Origin of the sequence: Pseudomonas sp. UM16, assembly GCF_050312595.1 — a bacterium.
GTDB lineage: Bacteria > Pseudomonadota > Gammaproteobacteria > Pseudomonadales > Pseudomonadaceae > Aquipseudomonas.
Genome location: NZ_JBNPJT010000019.1, coordinates 38,204 through 59,203, shown reverse-complemented (window position 1 = coordinate 59,203; position 21,000 = coordinate 38,204). Strand labels below are relative to the sequence as shown.

17 protein-coding genes are annotated in these 21,000 nt (G+C 61.4%); 7 read left to right on the top strand and 10 right to left on the bottom strand.

The genetic code is table 11. The features are described from left to right. Positions 1-258: 258 nt before the first annotated feature. A complete protein-coding gene (gene mtnA / locus ACQRAX_RS21170) occupies positions 259-1,335 on the bottom strand; it encodes an S-methyl-5-thioribose-1-phosphate isomerase (protein ID WP_412041185.1) in 1,077 nt (358 codons plus the stop codon). A gap of 109 nt (positions 1,336-1,444) precedes the next feature. Between mtnA and ACQRAX_RS21165 the strand changes: the two genes are divergently transcribed. The 4 genes from ACQRAX_RS21165 to ACQRAX_RS21150 all read left to right on the top strand — a co-directional run bounded on the left by ACQRAX_RS21165 (position 1,445) and on the right by ACQRAX_RS21150 (position 5,055). Next, positions 1,445-2,776: a TRZ/ATZ family hydrolase gene (locus tag ACQRAX_RS21165; RefSeq protein WP_412041186.1), complete on the top strand. Its 1,332-nt coding sequence runs from the start codon at positions 1,445-1,447 to the stop codon at positions 2,774-2,776. Between the two features lie 63 nt (positions 2,777-2,839). Continuing rightward, positions 2,840-3,538: a bifunctional 2-polyprenyl-6-hydroxyphenol methylase/3-demethylubiquinol 3-O-methyltransferase UbiG gene (gene ubiG / locus ACQRAX_RS21160; protein WP_045180076.1), complete on the top strand. Its 699-nt coding sequence runs from the start codon at positions 2,840-2,842 to the stop codon at positions 3,536-3,538. A 2-nt stretch (positions 3,539-3,540) separates the two neighbouring features. Further along, positions 3,541-4,212 carry an N-acetylmuramic acid 6-phosphate phosphatase MupP gene (gene mupP, locus ACQRAX_RS21155; RefSeq protein ID WP_412041187.1) on the top strand — a complete coding sequence of 224 codons (672 nt, stop codon included), beginning with the start codon at positions 3,541-3,543 and terminating at the stop codon, positions 4,210-4,212. Positions 4,213-4,314: 102 nt separating this feature from the next. Continuing rightward, the gene (locus ACQRAX_RS21150; protein ID WP_412041188.1) at positions 4,315-5,055 is read left to right on the top strand and encodes a YciK family oxidoreductase; all 741 of its coding nucleotides are present in this window, start codon (positions 4,315-4,317) and stop codon (positions 5,053-5,055) included. Between the two features lie 2 nt (positions 5,056-5,057). Here ACQRAX_RS21150 and ACQRAX_RS21145 read toward each other — a convergent pair whose 3' ends face one another. From ACQRAX_RS21145 to ACQRAX_RS21115, 7 genes are all read right to left on the bottom strand, one after another. Continuing rightward, positions 5,058-5,810, bottom strand: coding sequence for a TenA family transcriptional regulator (locus ACQRAX_RS21145; protein ID WP_412041234.1), 753 nt, complete (start codon positions 5,808-5,810; stop codon positions 5,058-5,060). Between the two features lie 71 nt (positions 5,811-5,881). Beyond that, positions 5,882-8,338 (bottom strand): EAL domain-containing protein, encoded by a 2,457-nt coding sequence (locus ACQRAX_RS21140; protein ID WP_412041189.1) that lies wholly within the window; start codon positions 8,336-8,338, stop codon positions 5,882-5,884. A 108-nt stretch (positions 8,339-8,446) separates the two neighbouring features. Next, on the bottom strand, positions 8,447-10,279 hold the full coding sequence (locus ACQRAX_RS21135) for an ABC transporter ATP-binding protein (RefSeq protein ID WP_412041190.1): 1,833 nt from the start codon (positions 10,277-10,279) through the stop codon (positions 8,447-8,449). Next, a complete protein-coding gene (locus tag ACQRAX_RS21130; protein WP_412041191.1) occupies positions 10,272-10,904 on the bottom strand; it encodes a DsbA family protein in 633 nt (210 codons plus the stop codon). Before ACQRAX_RS21130 ends, ACQRAX_RS21135 begins: the two co-directional genes overlap by 8 nt. A 3-nt stretch (positions 10,905-10,907) precedes the next feature. Next, positions 10,908-11,846 (bottom strand): rhodanese-related sulfurtransferase, encoded by a 939-nt coding sequence (locus ACQRAX_RS21125; protein WP_412041192.1) that lies wholly within the window; start codon positions 11,844-11,846, stop codon positions 10,908-10,910. A gap of 107 nt (positions 11,847-11,953) precedes the next feature. After that, positions 11,954-12,253: a BolA family protein gene (locus ACQRAX_RS21120; protein ID WP_203543002.1), complete on the bottom strand. Its 300-nt coding sequence runs from the start codon at positions 12,251-12,253 to the stop codon at positions 11,954-11,956. Between the two features lie 15 nt (positions 12,254-12,268). Beyond that, positions 12,269-12,793, bottom strand: a complete 525-nt coding sequence (locus ACQRAX_RS21115; RefSeq protein ID WP_412041193.1) for a DUF2059 domain-containing protein — start codon at positions 12,791-12,793, stop codon at positions 12,269-12,271. Between the two features lie 156 nt (positions 12,794-12,949). On the opposite strand from ACQRAX_RS21115, the gene ACQRAX_RS21110 reads away from it, so the two are divergent. Continuing rightward, the gene (locus ACQRAX_RS21110; RefSeq protein ID WP_412041194.1) at positions 12,950-14,344 is read left to right on the top strand and encodes a class II fumarate hydratase; all 1,395 of its coding nucleotides are present in this window, start codon (positions 12,950-12,952) and stop codon (positions 14,342-14,344) included. 2 nt (positions 14,345-14,346) lie between these two features. Here ACQRAX_RS21110 and ACQRAX_RS21105 read toward each other — a convergent pair whose 3' ends face one another. Next, positions 14,347-15,303 carry a DMT family transporter gene (locus tag ACQRAX_RS21105; RefSeq protein ID WP_412041195.1) on the bottom strand — a complete coding sequence of 319 codons (957 nt, stop codon included), beginning with the start codon at positions 15,301-15,303 and terminating at the stop codon, positions 14,347-14,349. Positions 15,304-15,463: 160 nt separating this feature from the next. Continuing rightward, positions 15,464-16,957: a polyphosphate:AMP phosphotransferase gene (gene pap / locus ACQRAX_RS21100; RefSeq protein WP_412041196.1), complete on the bottom strand. Its 1,494-nt coding sequence runs from the start codon at positions 16,955-16,957 to the stop codon at positions 15,464-15,466. Between the two features lie 95 nt (positions 16,958-17,052). On the opposite strand from pap, the gene mnmC reads away from it, so the two are divergent. Both mnmC and ACQRAX_RS21090 read left to right on the top strand, forming a co-directional pair. Continuing rightward, a complete protein-coding gene (gene mnmC, locus ACQRAX_RS21095; protein WP_412041197.1) occupies positions 17,053-19,050 on the top strand; it encodes a bifunctional tRNA (5-methylaminomethyl-2-thiouridine)(34)-methyltransferase MnmD/FAD-dependent 5-carboxymethylaminomethyl-2-thiouridine(34) oxidoreductase MnmC in 1,998 nt (665 codons plus the stop codon). 161 nt (positions 19,051-19,211) lie between these two features. After that, positions 19,212-20,999: an N-acetylglutaminylglutamine amidotransferase gene (locus tag ACQRAX_RS21090; protein WP_412041198.1), complete on the top strand. Its 1,788-nt coding sequence runs from the start codon at positions 19,212-19,214 to the stop codon at positions 20,997-20,999. The last annotated feature ends 1 nt before the right edge of the window (position 21,000 follow it).

Sequence of the window (21,000 nt, the reverse complement as noted above, 5' to 3'; positions counted from 1 at the left end):
CTGGTGAAACCTCGTCACATCCATATGGGACGAACGAAGCTCGCCGCTGCAAAGTGACTCCTTGCAGCGACTTACGACAAATCAACGAGTTAAGCCATGGATCTGCGCAGTAAAGACAGCCCCATCGGGCTACCTTGGAAACCGTCGGATGTTACCACAATCGCGCAGACGGTGGGAGTAGGCTGCGGCACTACTACCCTACTGCTCGTCAGTAACGGCCGTTAGCCGCCCGATCAGGCCGCAAGCGGGGATAAACCCTCAATGCAAACGCTTGCGACACATCAGTTGTGCCATCTTTACGGTATCGGGACGCTCGACGATACCCTTCTCGGTGACGATCACATCGATCAAATCGGCCGGCGTCACGTCAAAGCTCGGATTGAAGGCCTCGACATCAGCCCCCACCGGCGTACCGCCGAGCGACAAAAGCTCGCTGGCGCTGCGCTCTTCAAGGAGGATGTCTTCGCCGCTTTCCAGGTTCATGTCAATGCTCGAGCTCGACGCCACAACCATGAAACGCACCCCGTGGTGCATGGCATTCACGGCCAGTTGGTAGGTGCCAATCTTGCTCGCCACGTCGCCATTGGCGGTGACCCGGTCAGCCCCAACAATGACCCAGGTAAGGCCCTTGGTCTTCATCAGGTGGGCGGCCGCGGCATCAGCGGTCACGGTCAACGGGATGCCTTCATTGGCCAGCTCCCAGGCGGTCAGCCGTGATCCCTGCAGCCGGGGCCGAGTTTCGTCGACGTAGACCTGCTCGACCATGCCTTCCATATAGGCGGCACGAATCACCCCAAGTGCGGTACCGAAACCACCGGTGGCCAGAGCCCCGGTGTTGCCGTGGGTGAGCAAGGCCTGCTCACTGCCCTGATGCTTGCGAATCAGCTCGACACCGAACTGGGCCATGGTCAGGTTGGCTTCGCGGTCACTGTCATGGATGGCAACGGCTTCGGCCTCCATGATTGCCGCCACGTCATCGCCCTGCTTGATCCGCAGCAATCGCTCACGCATGCGGTTCAGCGCCCAGAACAGATTGGCGCCGGTGGGGCGCGTGTGCAGCAGCAGCTCGAAATCCTCTTCCAGGGCCATCTCCCAGTCATCGCCTTCGGCCAGGCGCTGACGCACGGCCATGGCCAGGCCATACGCCGCACTGATGCCAATCGCCGGCGCACCGCGCACGGTCATCGAGGCAATGGCCTGAGCCACCTCGGCGGCATCGGTGCAGGCCTGCCAGGTCTGCTCGAACGGCAGGACACGCTGATCGAGCAGATACAGGACGCCATCGCGCCAATCGATGGCGTTCACCTTCTCTGCTGCCAGTAGTCGATCGCGCATGCCTCACCCCGTCATTCGGACATCAAAAGCGCACGATTATAGCGAGCCCCAGGCGCGGACGCTCGGGTATACTTCGCCCTCAGCCCAAGTACCCCAGGGAAAACCTGCCATGCCCAAAGCCGCTACGCCGCTCGACTTGCTGCTCCTGCCTAGCTGGCTGGTGCCTGTCGAACCTGCCGGGGTGGTATTGAAGGATCATGGCCTGGGCATTCGTGACGGGCAGATTGTCTTTATCGGCCCGCGTGCCGAGGCTGAACGTTATGCCGCTGAGGAAACCCGCGAGCTGCCCGGCTGCCTGCTCAGCCCGGGCTTGATCAACGCCCACGGCCATGCCGCCATGAGTCTGTTCCGTGGCCTGGCCGATGATCTGCCACTGATGACCTGGCTCGAAGAGCACATCTGGCCGGCCGAAGGTCGCTGGGTCGACGAGGATTTCGTCCGCGACGGCACCGATCTGGCCATCGCCGAGCAGATCAAAGGCGGCATCACCTGTTTTGCCGACATGTACTTCTTCCCCAAAATCGCCAGCGAGCGGGTGCACAACAGCGGCATTCGTGCGCAAATCGCCGTGCCGTTGCTGGATTTCCCGATTCCCGGGGCCCGCAGTACTGAAGAAGGCCTGCACCTGGCGGTCGAACTCTTTGGTGACCTGCGCCATCACCCGCGCATTACCGTGGCCATGGGCCCACATGCGCCGTACACGGTGAGCGACGAAAACCTCGAGAAGATCCGGGTGATTGCCGAAGAACTCGACGCACCTATTCACATGCACATCCATGAAACCGCCTTCGAAGTCGAGCAATCGCTGAGCACCCGTGGCGAGCGACCGTTGGCCCGCCTGGCCCGCTTGGGGTTGCTTGGCCCACGCCTGCAGGCGGTGCACATGACCCAGGTCAGCGACGATGACCTGGCCTTACTGGTAGAAAGCAACACCAGCGTGGTGCATTGCCCGGAGTCCAACCTTAAGCTGGCCAGTGGTTTCTGCCCGGTCGAACGCCTGTGGCAGGCGGGTGTCAATGTCGCGGTAGGGACCGATGGCGCGGCCAGCAACAACGACCTCGACCTGCTCGGCGAGACCCGTACTGCTGCACTACTGGCCAAGGCCGTGGCCGGTTCGGCAGCCGCCCTCGATGCCCACCGAGCCCTGCGCATGGCGACCCTCAACGGCGCCCGGGCGCTGGGCCTGGAGGCGCTGACCGGCTCGCTGGAAGTGGGCAAAGCAGCTGACCTGGTCGCCTTCGACCTGTCAGGCCTGGCTCAACAACCGATCTATGAGCCGGTTTCACAACTAATTTACACCAGCGGCCGTGACTGTGTGAAGCACGTCTGGGTCGCTGGCAAGCAACTGCTCGATGAGCGCCGCCTGACCCGCATGGACGAGCAGGCACTGCATGCCGCTGCCTGCACCTGGGGCCAGCGGATCAGCGAGCACCACGAATAACCGGCTGGCAGCTGCGGCTGCCGACCTGTAACACCTTTAATCAAAGTTTCAGAGGACCGTTCCATGAGCAACGTCGACCACGCCGAAATCGCCAAGTTTGAAGCCTTGGCCCACCGCTGGTGGGACCGCGAGAGCGAATTCAAACCGCTGCACGACATCAACCCGCTGCGGGTCAACTGGATCGATGAGCGGGTCAAGCTGGCCGGCAAGAAGGTCCTCGATGTTGGTTGCGGCGGCGGTATCCTCAGCGAAGCCATGGCCCAGCGCGGCGCCACCGTTATGGGCATCGACATGGGCGAAGCGCCGCTGGCCGTGGCTCAGTTGCATCAGCTCGAATCCGGCGTAGAAGTCGAGTACCGGCAAACCACCGCCGAAGCCCTGGCCGAAGAAATGCCCGAGCAGTTCGATGTGGTGACCTGCCTGGAAATGCTCGAGCACGTACCAGATCCGTCGTCGGTGATCCGTGCTTGCTACCGCATGGTCAAGCCCGGCGGCCAGGTGTTCTTCTCGACCATCAACCGTAACCCCAAGGCCTACCTGTTCGCGATCATCGGCGCCGAATACATCATGAAGCTGCTGCCGCGCGGCACCCATGACTTCAAGAAATTCATCCGCCCTTCCGAGCTCGGCGCCTGGAGCCGCGAGGCCGGCCTGAACGTCAAAGACATCATCGGCCTGACCTACAACCCGCTGACCAAGCACTACAAGCTGGCCAACGACGTTGACGTCAACTACATGATCCAGACCCTGCGCGAGGAATGAGCATGCGCCTGAGAGCAGTACTTTTCGACATGGACGGCACCCTGCTCGACACGGCGCCGGACTTCATTGCCATCTGCCAGGCGATGCTCGCCGAGCGCGGCCTGCCAGCGATCGATGATCAAAAGATCCGCGACGTGGTTTCCGGTGGCGCCAAGGCCATGGTTTCGGTGACCTTCAATCTCGACCCTGAAGATCCGTCGTTCGAGGCCCTGCGCCTGGAGTTCCTTGAGCGTTATCAACAGGGCTGCGCAGTGCACAGCAAGCTGTACGACGGCATGGCCGAACTGCTGGACGATATCGAGAAAGGCAACCTGCTGTGGGGCGTGGTCACCAACAAACCGGTGCGCTTCGCCGAGCCGATCATGCAGCAGTTGGGCCTGGCCGAGCGCTCAGCCTTGCTGATCTGCCCGGATCACGTGAAGAACAGCAAGCCGGACCCCGAACCGCTGATCCTTGCCTGCAAAACCTTGAACCTCGACCCTGCCAGCGTGCTGTTCGTCGGTGATGACCTGCGCGACATCGAGTCGGGCCGTGATGCCGGCACCCGCACCGCAGCGGTGCGCTACGGCTATATTCATCCCGATGACAACCCCAACAACTGGGGTGCGGATGTGGTCGTCGATCATCCGCTGGAGCTGCGCAAGGTGCTTGATAGCGCGCTTTGCGGCTGCTGAATCTTGTATCGGCAAGGCTTTGCCTTGCATCGCCGGCAAGGCCGGCTCCTACAGGAGCTGGCTAGTCAGTGATGACGTCATCACCCATTTAGAGGTAACTCCATGTTCGATTACTCCGCCCGCCCCGACCTGCTCAAAGGCCGGACCATCATGGTCACCGGCGCCGGTCGCGGAATCGGCGCAGCCGCTGCCAAGGCCTACGCGGCCCATGGCGCCACCGTACTGCTACTGGGCAAGACCGAAGGCAACCTGAGCCAGGTCTATGACGAGATCGAAGCCGCCGGCTATCCCAAGCCCGCCGTGATTCCGTTCAACCTGGAAACCGCGCTGCCGCACCAGTACGACGAGCTGGCGGCGATGATCGAAAGCGAAATCGGCCATATCGACGGCCTGCTGCACAACGCCTCGATCATTGGCCCGCGCACGCCGCTGGAGCAACTGTCCGGCGACAACTTCATGCGCGTCATGCAGATCAACGTCAATGCCATGTTCATGCTCACCAGCACCCTGCTGCCGCTGCTCAAGCTGTCGCAAGATGCCTCGGTGATCTTCACCTCCAGCAGCGTCGGACGCAAAGGCCGGGCTTACTGGGGCGCCTATGGCGTGTCGAAGTTCGCCACCGAAGGTCTGATGCAGACCCTCGCCGACGAACTGGAAGGCGTGGCTCCGGTGCGCGCCAACAGCATCAACCCCGGGGCCACCCGCACCAGCATGCGCGCCCAGGCCTATCCGGGCGAGAACCCGGAAAACAACCCGCTGCCTGAGCAGATCATGCCGGTTTACCTGTACTTGATGGGCCCGGACAGCACTGGCGTCAACGGCCAGGCGTTCAACGCCCAGTAAGTTCAGCCTTCGACCAGTTCCGCCTGGACACGGGCGGACTGGTGCTGTTCCAGCTGCATGCAGCGCTCAAGGAACAGGAACATGTAGTCGTAACTCTTGCAGATCGCCCGACGCAGTTCAGTCTGCAACGCCTGGCTGGGGTTATTGCCGGCCAGGGTGCAGACGATTTCCAGTGCTTCCCACGGGTGGGCATCGTCATACTGGGCATGCATCTTCAGCCACTTCATGGCGCGCTTGCGGCCCTCTTCGGGGAAGCCCTGGGCATACACACCGGTCGAGCAGACCACCGCCGACCATTCGCCGGTTGCCCCTTCGATCGCATAGTTGGTCGCCGCTACGGCAATCACCAGAGCGTCAGCCGCGCAGGTATGCCAGCACCAATCACTCAGGGCATTGAGCTCGGTGGGCACCTCCTGGGCTTGCAGGTCTTCCAGGCTCACACCATGGGCCTGGCTCCAATACAACCAGTAGTCGGCATGATTGAGTTCGACGCGAATGTTGCGCATCAGCCAGCGACGCGCCATGTCTTCGCCGGGATGACGTGCGTAGCGGGTCTTGGTCAGGTTCTTGGCCATGTACAGGGAGAACTGCTCGACCACCGGCCAGCCACCAATCAGGTACTGGCGCATGGTCCGGCCACTGAGCCGGCCGTCACGCATGCGTTGATAGAGTTCGTGCTCGACGACCCGGCGCTTGCTCTCATGGCAATCCTTGATCAGTTGCTGGGCCCAAAGCGGGTAACTGGTGGGGTCCATCAATGGACCGGTGCGGATAAACGCGTCAATCACTGTCAGCTCCTTGTTCCTTGTGATTATCGTGCGGATCTTCAGCGAAAGGTCCCTGGTGCCTTGAACAACAAGGGCCTTGCGGTAATCCGTTGGCGTTGCAGACTGTCGCAGGTAAACGCCTGCGGTCGCTCGATCAGGTAGCCCTGAGCGTAATCGACGCCGATTTCCTGCAGGGCCTGCTCGATCAACGGCGTTTCGACGAACTCGGCAATGGTACGCTTGCCCATGACATGACCAATATGGTTGATGACTTCGACCATCGCGCGATTGACCGGGTCGTCGAGCATGTCTTTGACAAAACTTCCGTCGATTTTCAGGAAGTCTACCGGCAAATGCTTCAAATACGCGAACGACGACATCCCGGCACAGAAGTCATCCAGGGAGAACCGGCAGCCCAGGCCTTTGAGTTCGTTGATAAAGCGTATGGCGCTGCCCAGGTTGGCGATAGCGCTGGTTTCGGTGATCTCGAAGCAAATCATTTGCGGCGGGATGGCATATTCACCAAACAAGCGCCGCAGGTACTCAAGGAACTTATCATCACCAATGCTACTGCCAGACAGGTTGATCGCGCACATGGCCAGGGGGCCTGAGCGCCGTTCGTCCAGGCACTGACGAATGACGGTGAAGACGCTGCGTACCACCCAACGATCAAGGGCGGTCATCAAACCATAGCGTTCCGCGGCAGGAATGAAGCTGTCGGGGAGAATGATGCGCCCGCTTTCATCTTGCAGACGCAGGAGGATCTCAATATGCCCGGCCCCCTCATCTGGCCCAAGGGCAGCGATTTCCTGGGCATATAGGCAGAAGCGGTTTTCTTCAAGGGCCACATGCAAACGCTGAATCCAGGCCATTTCCCCAAAGCGCATGGACAACTCGCTATCGTCGGCATGGTAGACCTGCACACGGTTACGGCCTTTCTCCTTGGCCATGTAGCACGCCATGTCCGCCGCCCGTAGGGAAGCCTCGAGCGTGGTCGGCGCTTGCGCAATATGCACCAGCCCCAGGCTCACCGTGGTCATGAACGGACGGCCCTTCCAGACAAAATGCAGACTCTGCACCGCCTGGCGCAAACTTTCGGCGATGCGCTCTGCCTGCTCTTGCGGGCAATTCTCGAGGAGGATCCCGAATTCATCGCCGCCCAGGCGCGCCAGGGTGTCCCCCTCGCGCAGGCCTGCCTGGAGCACGGCACAAATGTGCCGTAACAGCTCATCGCCGGCCGCATGGCCGCAGGTATCGTTGACCAGCTTGAATTGGTCGAGGTCGAGAAACATCAAGGCATGCCGCGCCGACTTGCGCGTCAGGCCATTGAGCGCTTGCTCGAGGCGATACTCGAACTCACGGCGGTTGGCCAGGCCCGTCAGCGCATCATGGGTCGCCTGCCAGGACAGGTTGGCGATGTATTGGCGCTCCTGGGTCATGTCATGCAGCACCAGGACGATACCGCTGATCTGTCCATCAGCCATGATCGGCGCGCCCACCAGCGTCACCGAGACGGTACTGCCATCCAGGCGCTGAATCAGCTTGGTGTGTTCACTGCCGCCCTTGAGGCCACCACTGAGGATGCGCTCAACCAGGGTCAGGCTGTCTTTCTCGGCATTCTCGTCCAACAGGCTGAACAACGCCGCCAATGGCAGGCCATGGGCCTGAGCGGCGTGCCAGTGGGTGAGCTGCTCAGCGGCCGGGTTCATGTAGGCAATACAGCCTTCGACGTCGGTGGTGATCACCCCGTCGCCAATCGATTCGAGGGTGATTTGCGCGCGCTCTTTTTCCACCTGCAAGGCGTTGGCAAAGGCCTGACGCTGGGCCAGCAACTTGCTTGAACGCATCCAGGCCAGGGCGATCAGAAACAGTGCCGTGGCCAAGTTAGTCACCAGCAAAATCCGCAACAGCATCCGCGAGCCTTCGCCCAAGGCATCACTGAACGCGCGCGCGGCAGGCGTTACACCGTCGTTGATGGTGGCAATGCGCGCCTTCCAGGCGGCGACATCATCGGCACTCGCCGTCCCTGATAGAAAGCCCTGGTGCATCTGCAAGGCAACTTCGTGCAACTGGCTGAGAAAACCGTCACCCACCGCCCACAACTCGATGGCTTTTTCCAGGTAACTGACCTGGCGAAAGTTCAGGTACAGCCAGATAACGCTGGAGATGTCGTCAGGATGATTGCCGCCTTGAAGAATGCCCCGTCGCGCCGCTTCCAGATCGGGGTTCGGCATATCCAGGGCAACCCGCAGGTCATGGCCGCCCTGTGGCACGGCAAAGGCCTTTTGGTACTTGTGAAAATTGGCCTCGTCACGGCTATCGGCATACAGGTTGAGGTAGTAGATCGCGTCCTTCTGTCCCTTGGACCAGAGGCTCTCCCCCGCCACGTAACCACGCACCGCCGACAAGGCGTACAGGCTGATGCCCCCAAGCAATGCCTGAAACACTACTACCGCAACAAAGGGCCAAATGATGCCCAACAAGTTCGGTGCTTCGAGAATCCGTGTTCGCTTCATGAGGTCCCTTGCACACAGAGCCGGATAAATCTCTATCTTATAAACGCACAGCCTAGGCTATTTGCCCCCACTTCTGGAGAGCTTTTCTCTATTACCGCTATTTTTGCCTCAACTCTGTTGCAAATGCCCGTACAACTTGGCGTACAAACCGCCATCGGCGATCAGTTGTTGGTGATCGCCATCTTCGGCGACGTGCCCACCATCGAAGACCAATACGCGGTCGGCCTGCTTCACGGCGGACAAGCGGTGGGCAATGATCAAGGTGGTCCGCGCGCTGAGGAAGCGGGTCAACGCCTGATGCAGGTTGTACTCGGTGGCCGCATCCAGCGCCGAGGTGGCTTCGTCGAGAATCACCACCTTGGGCTCGGCCAGTACCATCCGCGCAATCGCCAGGCGCTGACGCTGCCCGCCCGACAAGCGCACACCCGAACGCCCGACCACGGTGTCCAGGCCATGCGGCAAGGCGGCAATGGTGGTGTCGAGCTGAGCGATACCCAGCGCCTGCCAGCAGGCGTCGTCGCTGCAGTCGCGGCCCATGGTCAGGTTGGCGCGCACCGTGTCGTTGAACAGCGACGGATGCTGCAGCACCACCGCGACATGTTCGCGCAAGGTCTCCAGGCCGATGTCCTGCAAGGTCGAGCCGCCGAAACGGATCGTGCCGGCCTGGGCGCTGTAGAGCCCAAGCAGCAGCTGCACCAGGGTGCTCTTGCCGCCGCCACTGGCACCGACGATCGCGACCTTTTCGCCAGGGGCGATGGACAGGTTCAACTGGTCAAGCACCGGCTCTTCACCGTAGGCAAAGCGCAATCCCTGCACTTCGATGCCGACCGTGTCACGGCCCTTGAACGGATCGACACCACCGGGGTACTGCGGCTCATCGGCGCGCGCCAGCAGCTCGTTGAGCCGACTCAAGGCGCCGCCGGCAGCGTAGTAGGCGTATTGCAGGTTGAGCAGTTGCTCAACCGGGCCAATCATGAACCACAGGTAGCTGAACACCGCGAGCATCTGCCCGATCGACAGGTCGGAGAACAAGACCGTGAGCATCGCCGCTGCGCGGAAAATATCAATACCGAACTGGAACAGCAGACCACTGGCGCGTCCACTGGCATCACTCTTCCATTGCGACGCCACGGCGTAATTGCGGACCTCTTGAGCCCGCAGTCCCAGACGCCCAAGGAAATAGCCCTGGCGGTTGCTGGCACGGATTTCCTGAATGGCATCGAGGGTTTCGGTCAGTGCTTGGGTGAAACGTGAGGTGCTGTCGTTCTCAAGCTTTTTCAGGTGCTTTACCCGCTTGCCCAACTGCACCGTGGCAAAGATCACCAAGGGGTTGAAGAGCAGGATCAGCAATGCCAGCTTCCAGTGCATCCACATCAGGATCGCCGCAGTGCCGGTCAGGGTCAGCATGGCCACCAAGAAACGGCTAAGGGTTTCGCCGACGAATTTATCCAGGGTGTCCAGGTCGGTAACCAGATGGGTGGTCACCGTGCCGCTGCCCAGGCTTTCGTACTCTTTCAAGGAGATACGCTTGAGTCGCTCGATCAGGCGGATACGCAGGCGATAAACAATATCTTTGGCCAGACCGGCGAACAGCTTGGCCTGTATCACGTTGAAGGCCAGTGCGGCGCAACGCAGACACAAGGTCAGCACCAACATCAAGCCGATATAACCGGCCGCCACCTGCCAACTGTCCGGCAGGAACTGATTCATCCACTTGAGCGCGGCATCGCCGTGGCCAAGCAGGACTTCATCGACCAGCAACGGCAGCAGCAAGGGAATCGGCACGCTGCACAGCGCCGCCAGTACGGCGATGCCATTGGCGACCCACAGGGCTTTGCGATGATGCAGGGCCAGGCGACGGATTTCTGCCCAGCTCAAGCGATCGGCAACAGTGGGTGCTGGCCCCGGCACAGGGTCGGGTGAGCCTGGCAGGTCAAGCACAAACGGCCTGCTGTAGCCAGCGGCCAAGCAACGGGCTCAACACCTCGAGCGGCTGATAGCCATTGGTCAGCAACGCCAGCTGGCCGTTACGTTCGGCCAGCAAGGTGGGGAAACCAGCGATGCCCAGGTCCTGTACCCAGGTGAAATCTGCAGCTGTGGCCGAACGCACGTCGGCACTGGTGAAACACTCGGCAAAGGCAGCACGCTCAAAACCCACCTGCTCAGCCAGCGCCACCAGTTTTGGCGCTAGGGTGACGTCTTCGCCACCCTGATAAAACGCTTGCTGGATCGCCGCGAGCAATGCCCAGGTGCGCTGCGGGTCCAGACCACGGGCGGCCACCAGCGCGCGGCAGGCAGGTTCTGTGTCGTAGACAAAACCGTCCGGCATCGCCCCTTCCAGAGTGAAGGGCTGACCGGTAGCTTGATTGACTGCCTGCCAGTGCTCAAGGATGTAACCGCGGGTCGATGCGTCCAGGGCGCTGCTACCGGTACGCAAGCCGCCCGGCACCAACTGGGTGTCGATCCCGGCGGCACGCGCCTGGGCGATCAGGGCCTGGGCCACCGGCGCAAACCCCCAGCACCAGGAACACATCGGATCCATCACATAGAGCAAGCGTGCAGACATCAATCAGGCCTCAGCAGCTTTGCGGTAGTTGTGACCGATCGGGTGCGGCATGTTGCGGGCCTTGGCCAATTCGATCTGCTTCTGCCGGTCAATGGCGCTGCGTCGGGTCTTTTCGCTCAGGCTGTCCCAGCAATGCGGGCAACTGATACCTGGCGAATAATGCTCGGACGCACGGTCTTCCACGCTGATCGGGGTACGGCAAGCATGGCACTGGTCGTAGTCGCCTTCGCTGAGGTCGTGACGCACGGTGACCCGGTTGTCGAACACGAAGCAATCGCCCTGCCAGCGGCTTTCGTCCTGCGGCACCTCTTCGAGGTATTTCAGGATCCCGCCTTTAAGATGATAGACCTCTTCGTAACCTTCACCGAGCATGTAGCTGGAGGCTTTTTCGCAGCGGATGCCACCGGTGCAGAACATCGCCACCTTCTTGTGCCGCGAGGGATCGAAGTTGGCCTTGATGTACTCAGGGAACTCGCGGAAGGTGGTGGTTTTCGGGTCGATCGCGCCTTCAAAGGTGCCGATGGACACTTCGTAATCGTTACGGGTGTCGATCAACAGGACTTCCGGGTCGCTGATCAGCGCGTTCCAGTCCTTGGGCTCGACGTAGGTGCCGACCTTGTAGTTCGGGTCCACGCCCTCGACGCCCAGGGTGACGATCTCTTTCTTGAGCTTGACCTTGGTGCGGTAGAACGGCTGTTCGTCGCAGTAGGATTCTTTGTGGTCGATGTCCACCAGGCGCTCATCGCTGCGCAGCCAGGCCAGTAGGCCGTCGATCCCTTCACGGGTACCGGAAACGGTGCCGTTGATGCCTTCTTCGGCCAGCAACAGGGTGCCCTTGATGCCGTTGGCGGTCATGCTTTCGAGCAGCGGTTCGCGCAACTCGACGTAATCTTTCAGGGTGACGAACTTGTACAGCGCCGCCACGACGATAGCTTGGGTCATGCAGTCAATCTCCAGGTGGTCACCCTCGCAAAGGGCGGACCGGATGGCAAAAAAAACGCGCCGACGAGCGGCGCGTTGCACATTCTAGCAAAAACCTGACGATGAAATCAGTGTTTGCTACCACCTGCACAGGTGGGTGATGCGGGTGCGGCGCCAACCTTCTGCCACTCCTCGGGGGTGTAGGTGTGCAGGGCCAGGGCATGCACCTGCCCCATCAGTTCACCCAAGGTGGCGTAGACCTTCTGGTGGCGCTTGACGCTGTTCAGGCCAGCAAACTGCTCGCTGACCAGCACTGCCTTGTAGTGGGTTTCTTGCCCACGGCTGTGCATATGGCTTTCGTCGAGCACCGACAGGTGCTGCGGCGCCAACGCGGCCAGGCTTTGTTCAATCTTTTGCTGCATGGACATGGACGGCTCCACGGTTTACTTCTTCGCTGGCGCGGCGGCCTTGCCAGCGTTCGGGTCGAGTTCCTTGGTCATGTCAGCCAGCAGCTTGTTGACCACCGGCACCGCGCTTTCCAGCTTCTTCTGGGTCAACTGGGCCGACTGCTGGGTAACCTGCGGCATCTTTTCCAGGACTTTCTTGCCCAGTGGCGACTGATAGAAGGCTACCAGGTCCTTGAGCTCTTTTTCGGTGAAGGTAGTGGTGTACAGCTTGACCATGTCCGGCTTGAGCTTGTTCCAGCCAATGGCCTGGTCCAGGGCGGCATTGGCCTTGGCCTGGTAGGTGTCGAGCACGGCTTTTTTCGAGGCTGGGGCCTTGGTCTGTTCAAAGCGCTGGGCAAACATCTGTTGCACCTGCATGTAGACCGGAGTGCCCAGCTTGTCAGCATGCGCCATCATGAGGAATTTTTCGGCACTGGCGTTGTGGCTAGCGGTATCGGCAAGCACCTGGCCGCTGGCGCAGACCAGCGCAACAGCAGTGCAAAGGGCGCGAAGACGGGTCATCGTTATTCCTTCATTAGACAGAGGAGGTAGTACCCCAGAGTAGAGCATTCTGCGCCGACTCGGGCACGGCACTCAAGTGGGTCGACGAGCGATGGAACCGCTGCGACAAAAAGGGACCTAAACTGCGAATTCAGACCACAAGGGAGTGAGCGCAGCATGAGCCGTATCGAAACTGACAGCCTGGGCGAGGTCGAAGTTCCTGAGCAAGCCTATTGGGGTGCCCAGACGCAACGCTCGCTGATCAACTTCGCCATCGGTAAAGAACGCATGCCCCTGGCTGTTTTGCATGCCCTGGCGATGATCAAAAAAGCCGCTGCACGCGTCAACGACCGCAACGGTGACCTGCCGGCCAACATTGCCCGGCTGATCGAACAGGCGGCTGATGAGGTGCTCGACGGCCAGCTCGACGACCAGTTTCCACTCGTCGTCTGGCAGACCGGCAGCGGCACCCAGAGCAACATGAACGTCAATGAAGTGATTGCCGGGCGTGCCAACGAACTGGCGGGCAAGGGCCGTGGTGGCAAGGTTCCGGTACACCCCAACGATCATGTCAATCGCTCACAAAGCTCCAACGATTGCTTCCCCACCGCCATGCACATCGCCGCCGCCCAAGCGGTCCAGCACCATCTGCTCCCGGCGATCGCCGAACTGTCATCGGGGTTGGCGGAGCTGGCGGCGCGTCACCAGCACCTGGTCAAGACCGGCCGTACACACATGATGGACGCCACGCCGATCACCTTCGGCCAGGAAGTCTCGGCCTATGTCGCACAACTCGATTATGCCCAGCGGGCGATTCGCAGCGCCCTGCCGGCCGTGTGTGAACTGGCCCAGGGTGGCACGGCGGTCGGCACCGGGCTGAATGCCCCACACGGGTTTGCCGAAGCCATTGCCGCCGAACTTGCCGCCCTCTCCGGCTTACCCTTCGTCACCGCGCCAAACAAGTTTGCCGCCCTCGCCGGGCATGAACCGCTGACCACCCTGGCAGGTGGCCTGAAAACCTTGGCGGTGGCGTTGATGAAACTGGCCAACGACCTGCGCCTGCTCAGCTCCGGCCCACGTACCGGGCTTGCTGAAGTGCGCCTGCCAGCCAATGAACCCGGCAGCTCGATCATGCCCGGCAAGGTCAACCCGACCCAATGCGAGGCGCTGTCGATGTTGGCCTGCCAGGTGCTGGGCAACGACACCGCCATTGGCTTTGCCGCCAGCCAAGGCCATCTGCAACTGAACGTGTTCAAGCCGGTGATCATTCACAACCTGCTGCAGTCGATCGAGCTGCTGGCTGACGGTTGTCGCAACTTCCAGCAGCATTGCGTGGCCGGTATTGAACCGGATGCCGAACAGATGGCCGCGCACCTGGAGCGCGGGCTGATGCTGGTCACCGCGCTCAACCCGCATATCGGCTACGACAAGGCCGCGGAAATTGCCAAGAAGGCCTATAGCGAAGGCACCACCTTGCGTGAAGCGGCCTTGAGTCTCGGCTACCTGAGCAATCAGCAGTTTGACGAGTGGGTACGCCCGCAAGACATGCTCGAACCAGGCAAGAAAGGTTGAGCTTACCGGGCCAGGCGCAGGCGCCTGGCCCGCCAACCGGCCATCAGCGACGGGCCCAGCGCGGTCAGTGCTGAGCCCAGTACCACCACCAGCGCACCAATATAGCCCAACGAATTGATTTGCTCGGCATGCACATAGTCAGGCCAGAACCAGGCGGCCAAGGCTACGGCGACAAAGGTCACCAGCGGCGTCAGTGCCAAGGTGGCGCTGACTTTCGAGGCTTCCCAGTGCGCCAGCGCTTCGGCGAAAGCGCCGTAGGCCACCAGCGTATTGAGGCAGCAGGCGAGCAACAGCCACCCTTGCAGCGGGCTGAGTTGCAGCGCTTCAAGCGGGTGCACCCACGGTGTCAGGAGCACCGCACAGCACAGGTAGATAACCATCATCACCTGCATCGAATTCCACACCGTCAACAGTTGCTTCTGGCTCAGGGCGTAGAACACCCAGATCGTGGTGGCCAGAATGATCGTCAGCACACCGGTGGTGTACACGCTAAGGGAGGTCAACAGCTCTTCCAGGCGCTGATTGAAAAACAGGCCAAAGCCCATCAGCAGGATGAGCAGGCCGATGCCTTGGCCGAGGCTGAAGCGCTCTTTGAACAGGAATACACTGGCCACCAGCAACAGCACCGGGCCAAGCTGCACCACCAATTGCGCGGTGCCGGGGCTGAGCAGGTTCAGGCCCATCAGGTACAACACATAGTTGCCGACCAGCCCGCAGGTGGCCAACGCCACCAGGCCCCAGCCCTTGCGCCCGAGGCGGTTGAACCTCGGCAGGCGCTTGCTGGCGGCCAGCCAGGCAAACAACAGGCCGCCGGAAACCGCCAGGCGAAACCAGGTGACAGTGATCGGGTCCATCACCTGCAGCACCTGTTTGAGCTTGATCGGCAGAATGCCCCAGAGCAAGGCGGTCAGTAATGACAGCGACAGACCGTAGACCCAGCGTCCGGAAGAAATATGCATAACAGCCTCAAAAGCCCTGTGGAGGGGGGAGGCTGAATTCTACGGGCTGGGCATGCGGGCCGACAGGTACAATTGCGGAAAAGAATTCAGTATTTCATTCCCTCAGTTCCTGCGCGTCGTCCGCATCGCTGGCAAGGCCGTCTGCCACAGGAAATAGCGCCTATTTCTTGTCTTTCTTGAACGCTGCCTCCAACGCGTTGTTGATGGTGCGCAGCACCTTGACCCGGGCCCAGCGCTTGTCATTGGCCTCGACCAGCGTCCAGGGTGCAATTGCGGAACTGGTACGGTCGACCATATCGCCCACCGCTTCAGCGTACTCACCCCACTTTTCGCGGTTGCGCCAGTCTTCTTCGGTGATTTTGAAGCGTTTGAACGGAATCTGCTCACGCTCCTGAAAGCGCTCAAGCTGCGTCTGCTCATCAATCGACAGCCAGAACTTGACCAGCACCACCCCGGCATTGACCAACTGTTCTTCAAAATCGTTGATCTCACCGTAGGCGCGCATCCAGTCGGCTTGACTGCAAAAGCCCTCGACCCGCTCGACCAGTACCCGGCCATACCAGGAACGGTCGAACACAGTGAACTTGCCACGCGCCGGAATGTGCCGCCAGAACCGCCATAGGTACGGTTGCGCACGTTCTTCTTCGGTGGGCGCGGCAATCGGCACGATGCGGTACTGACGTGGGTCCAGCGCATCGGCGACGCGGCGGATGGCACCGCCCTTGCCCGCCGCATCGTTGCCTTCGAACACCGCAATCAGTGCATGGCGGCGCATGCGCTTGTCGCGCAGCAAGCCAGCCAGACGCGCCTGCTCGCTGATCAGTTGCTCCTGATAGTCACTTTTGCTCAGGCTCAGACTCAGGTCCAGGCTATCCACCAGGCTGCGCTCATCAATGCTCCTGCCCAGCGGCGCAATGTTGGTGTGATGTAGCGGCGCATGCTGGACCTTTAGCGCCGCCTGCAACCCTTCCAGTAAAATGCGCCCGACCGCCAGGCTGCGATAATGCGGATCAACCCCTTCGATCACATGCCAAGGGGCATAGTCGCGGCTGGTCTGGCGCAGAACGCGCTCGCCGAAGCGCACGAAACGGTCATAGGTTTCCTCCTGCTGCCAGTCCAGCGGGCTGATGCGCCAGCTGTGCAACGGATCTTCCTTGAGCGCCTTGAGGCGTGCTTTCATCTGTTTCTTGGACAGGTGAAACCAGAACTTGAAGATCAGCGCGCCTTCATCGCAGAGCATCTCTTCCAGGCGTTCAGCGCCGCGGATCGCCTGGTCAAGTACGGCGTCCTTGAACTCGCCATGCACGCGGCCCTGCAGCATCTGGCTGTACCAGTTGCCGAAGAACACGCCCATCCGCCCCTTGGCCGGCAGTGCCCGCCAGTAGCGCCAGGCCGGTGGCCGGGCAAGCTCCTCATCGGTTTGTTGGTCAAAGGTGCGCACTTCGATCAAGCGCGGGTCCATCCACTCGTTGAGCAGCTTTACCGTTTCGCCCTTGCCGGCGCCTTCAATGCCATTGATCAGCACAATCACCGGGATACGCGCCTGTTGCTTGAGTTCGTATTGCGCCTCAAGCAAGGCCTCACGCAGCGCCGGCACCTCGGCGTCGTAGGTTTGTTTGTCGATGGCGTGACCAATTTCAGCGGATTCGAACATACCAGGCTCCCTACATGGATAAGCAAGACTAGCGGATCCGGGTAGAGTTTGTCCGGGTAAGCTAAAATGCCGCTCTAGACATGCCTGAGCCGACCATGACCGAAGTAACCCACTACGCCCAGATCGACTGGGACGACCAGGGCCGTCCCCACTCACGCCAGTTCGATGACATTTACTTCTCCAAGGATCAGAGCCTGGAAGAGACCCGTCATGTGTTCATCGAACAGAACAATTTGCGCCAGCGCTTCAGCACGATGGCCCCCGGACAGTGCCTGGTGATTGGTGAAACCGGCTTCGGCACCGGGCTGAACTTCTTCTGTGCCTGGCAACTGTTCAGCGAGTGTGCGAGTCCTGACGCACGCCTGCACTTCATCAGTGTCGAGAAGTACCCGCTCAGCCACACCGACCTGACCCGCGCCCTGGCCCTGTGGCCGGAGCTGGAGCCCTTCAGTAGCCAACTACTGGCGCACTACGTGGCGGTGCATGACGGCTTCCAGACCTTCGTCTTCGACCAGGGCCGGGTACGCCTGACGCTGATCATCGGCGATGTGCTGGAGCAGTTGCCACAACTGGATGCCGAGGTCGATGCCTGGTTCCTCGACGGCTTTTCCCCGGCCAAGAACCCGCAAATGTGGACCCCGGAACTGTTCACTGAGGTCGGACGGCTGTCAGCGGCCAATGCGACCCTGGGTACTTTCACCAGCACCGGTTGGGTGCGCCGTGGCCTAATCGCCGTAGGCTTCGAGATGAAGCGCATACCCGGTATCGGCAAGAAGTGGGAGATCCTGCGAGGCGCCTTCCGCGGCCGCCCCGCCGAGCTGCAATTGCCAGCCAGTGCCCCTTGGTTCGCCCGCCCCGCAGCCCTGCCCGGCCCGCGTCAGGCCCTGGTCATCGGCGCGGGCCTGGCCGGTTGCGCCACGGCGGCGAGCCTGGCAGCGCGCGGCTGGCAGGTGCAGGTTCTGGAGCGCCATGCAACGCCAGCGGCCGAAGCATCGGGTAACCCGCAAGGGGTGCTCTACCTCAAGCTTTCCGCCCATGGCACCGCCTTGTCGCGCTTGATCCTCAGTGGCTTCGGTTACACCCGGCGCTTGCTTGAGACGCTGCAGCGTGGCCGCGACTGGGATGGCTGTGGGGTCTTGCAACTGGCCTTCGACGCCAAAGAAGGCCAACGCCAGACGCTGCTGGCCGAAGCCTTTAACCCGCAGTTGTTGCAACGCCTGAGCCGTGAGCAGGCCGAGTCCGTCGCAGGAGTAAGCTTGGCCAGCGGCGGGCTGTACTATCCAGAAGGGGGCTGGGTGCATCCACCGGCCTTGTGCCAGGTTCAACTGCAGCACCCCAACATCACCGTGCTAACCCACCATCAGGTGCTGGAGCTGCGTAAGGTCGACGACCTTTGGCAGGCCTGGGAAAGCGACAAGCTGCTGGCCAGTGCACCGCTGGTGGTGCTGGCCACTGCTGCCGAGATTCAGCGTTTCGAACCCTGCGCGAACCTGCCGCTCAAACGTATTCGCGGCCAAGTCACCCGCCTGCCAGCCACGGCGCCAAGCCAGGCCTTGAACTGCGTGGTGTGCGCCGAAGGTTACGTCGCGCCGCCACGTGAGGGCGAACATACTCTGGGCGCCAGTTTCGACTTTCACAACATCGACCTGACCCCGACCGCTGGCGAACACATCGGCAACCTGGCCTTGCTGGAGGAGATTTCCAGTGACCTGGCCGAACGTCTGAACGCCCACCGGATCGATCCGCACACCCTGCAGGGCCGCGCCGCCTTTCGCTGCACCAGCCCTGACTACCTGCCGATCGTCGGCCCACTGGCCGACCAGCAGGCATTCGCACAGTGCTATGCGGTGTTGGCCAAAGATGCCCGGCAAATACCGGCCACGCCCTGCCCGTGGCTCGAGGGCTTGTACATCAACAGCGGGCATGGCTCACGCGGGCTGATTACCGCGCCCTTGTCCGGCGAACTGATCGCCGCCTGGGCCGACAACGCCCCCTTGCCGCTGCCGCGAAGCGTCGCCGAGGCCTGCCACCCGAATCGCTTCATGCTGCGCGAGCTAATAAGAGGGAAAACAGCGGCAAGCGGCAAGCTATAAGCGGTAAGTGGATCGGGGTGATTCTCGCTTGCGGCTTGTAACTTGCCGCTTGTGGCTGCGCTTTATAACTTATTGTTCTAAAACTCTCACGATGGCGCTAGGTCAGTTTCCTTGTGCCTGTGTATTGGCACCTTCCCCAACGGCAAAACCGGTAAGGACTTATGTGCGGATTAGCTGGAGAGTTTCGTTTCACCCCTGTAGACCACCCACCACGCCCGGCGGACCTCGCCGCGGTCGAGCGAATAACCCATCACCTGGCGCCTCGCGGCCCCGATGCCTGGGGCTTTCATAGCCAGGGACCGATTGCGCTGGGCCATCGTCGGCTGAAAATCATGGACCTGTCCGACGGCTCGGCGCAGCCGATGGTCGACAACCAGTTGGGTCTGTCACTGGCCTTCAACGGCGCTATCTACAATTTCCCGGAACTGCGCAGCGAGTTGGAAAGCCTGGGTTACGCGTTCTATTCCGAGGGCGACACCGAAGTGCTGCTCAAGGGCTACCACGCCTGGGGCGCCGAGCTGCTGCCGCGCCTGAACGGCATGTTCGCCCTGGCGATCTGGGAGCGTGACAGTCAGCAGCTGTTCCTTGCTCGCGACCGCCTGGGAGTTAAGCCCTTGTACTTGTCGCGCAACGGCGAACGCCTGCGCTTCGCTTCAAGCCTGCCGGCCTTGTTGCAGGGTGGCGACATCAACCCAATGCTCGATCCGGTCGCCCTCAACCACTACCTGAATTTTCATGCCGTGGTGCCCGCCCCGCGCACCTTGCTGGCCAATGTCCAGAAGCTGCCACCGGCCACCTGGATGCGCGTCGATGCTCAGGGCCGGGTTGAACAGCAAGTCTGGTGGCAGTTGCATTACGGCCCGCGCTCCGACGAACACGATCTGACCCTGGAAGACTGGCGCGACCGGGTACTGGAAAGCACCCGCGAGGCCGTGGCAATCCGTCAACGCGCCGCCGTGGATGTCGGCGTGCTGCTTTCGGGTGGGGTGGATTCGAGCCTGCTCGTCGGCCTGCTGCGCGAAGTCGGTGTCGAAGACCTGTCGACCTTCTCCATCGGCTTCGAGGATGCCGGTGGCGAACGCGGTGACGAGTTCCAGTACTCCGATCTGATCGCGCGCCACTACGGCACTCGTCATCACCAGTTGCGCATTGACGAACGGGAAATCATCGAGCAACTGCCGGCCGCGTTCCGCGCCATGAGCGAGCCGATGGTCAGCCACGACTGCATCGCGTTCTACCTGTTGTCGCGCGAAGTGGCCAAGCACTGCAAGGTGGTGCAAAGCGGCCAGGGCGCCGACGAGTTGTTCGCCGGCTATCACTGGTACCCGCAGGTGGATGGCACGCAGAGCCCTTATAACGCCTATCGCGACGCCTTCTTCGACCGCAGCTATGACGACTACGCCACCACCGTCCAGCAGCCGTGGCGACTCGATCACGACGCCGCCGGCGATTTTGTCCGCCAGCACTTCGCCCAGCCAGGTGCCAGCGCGGCGGTGGACAAGGCACTGCGCCTGGACAGCACAGTGATGCTGGTCGATGACCCGGTCAAACGGGTCGACAACATGACCATGGCCTGGGGCCTGGAAGCACGCACGCCGTTTCTCGACTACCGACTGGTGGAATTGTCGGCGCGCATCCCGGGGTGCTTCAAGCTGCCCGACGGCGGCAAACAGGTGCTCAAGGAAGCGGCGCGCCTGGTCATTCCCAGCGAAGTGATTGACCGCAAGAAAGGTTACTTCCCGGTGCCAGGCCTCAAGCATCTGCAAGGGGCAACTCTGGACTGGGTGCGCGAGCTGCTGCTGGACCCCAGCCAGGACCGCGGCCTGTTCGAGCCGGCAGCGCTGGACCGCCTGCTCAGCGATCCGCATGGCCAACTGACGCCGTTACGCGGCTCGAAACTGTGGCAACTGGCAGCCTTGAACCTGTGGCTCAGCGAGCAAGGAATCTGAC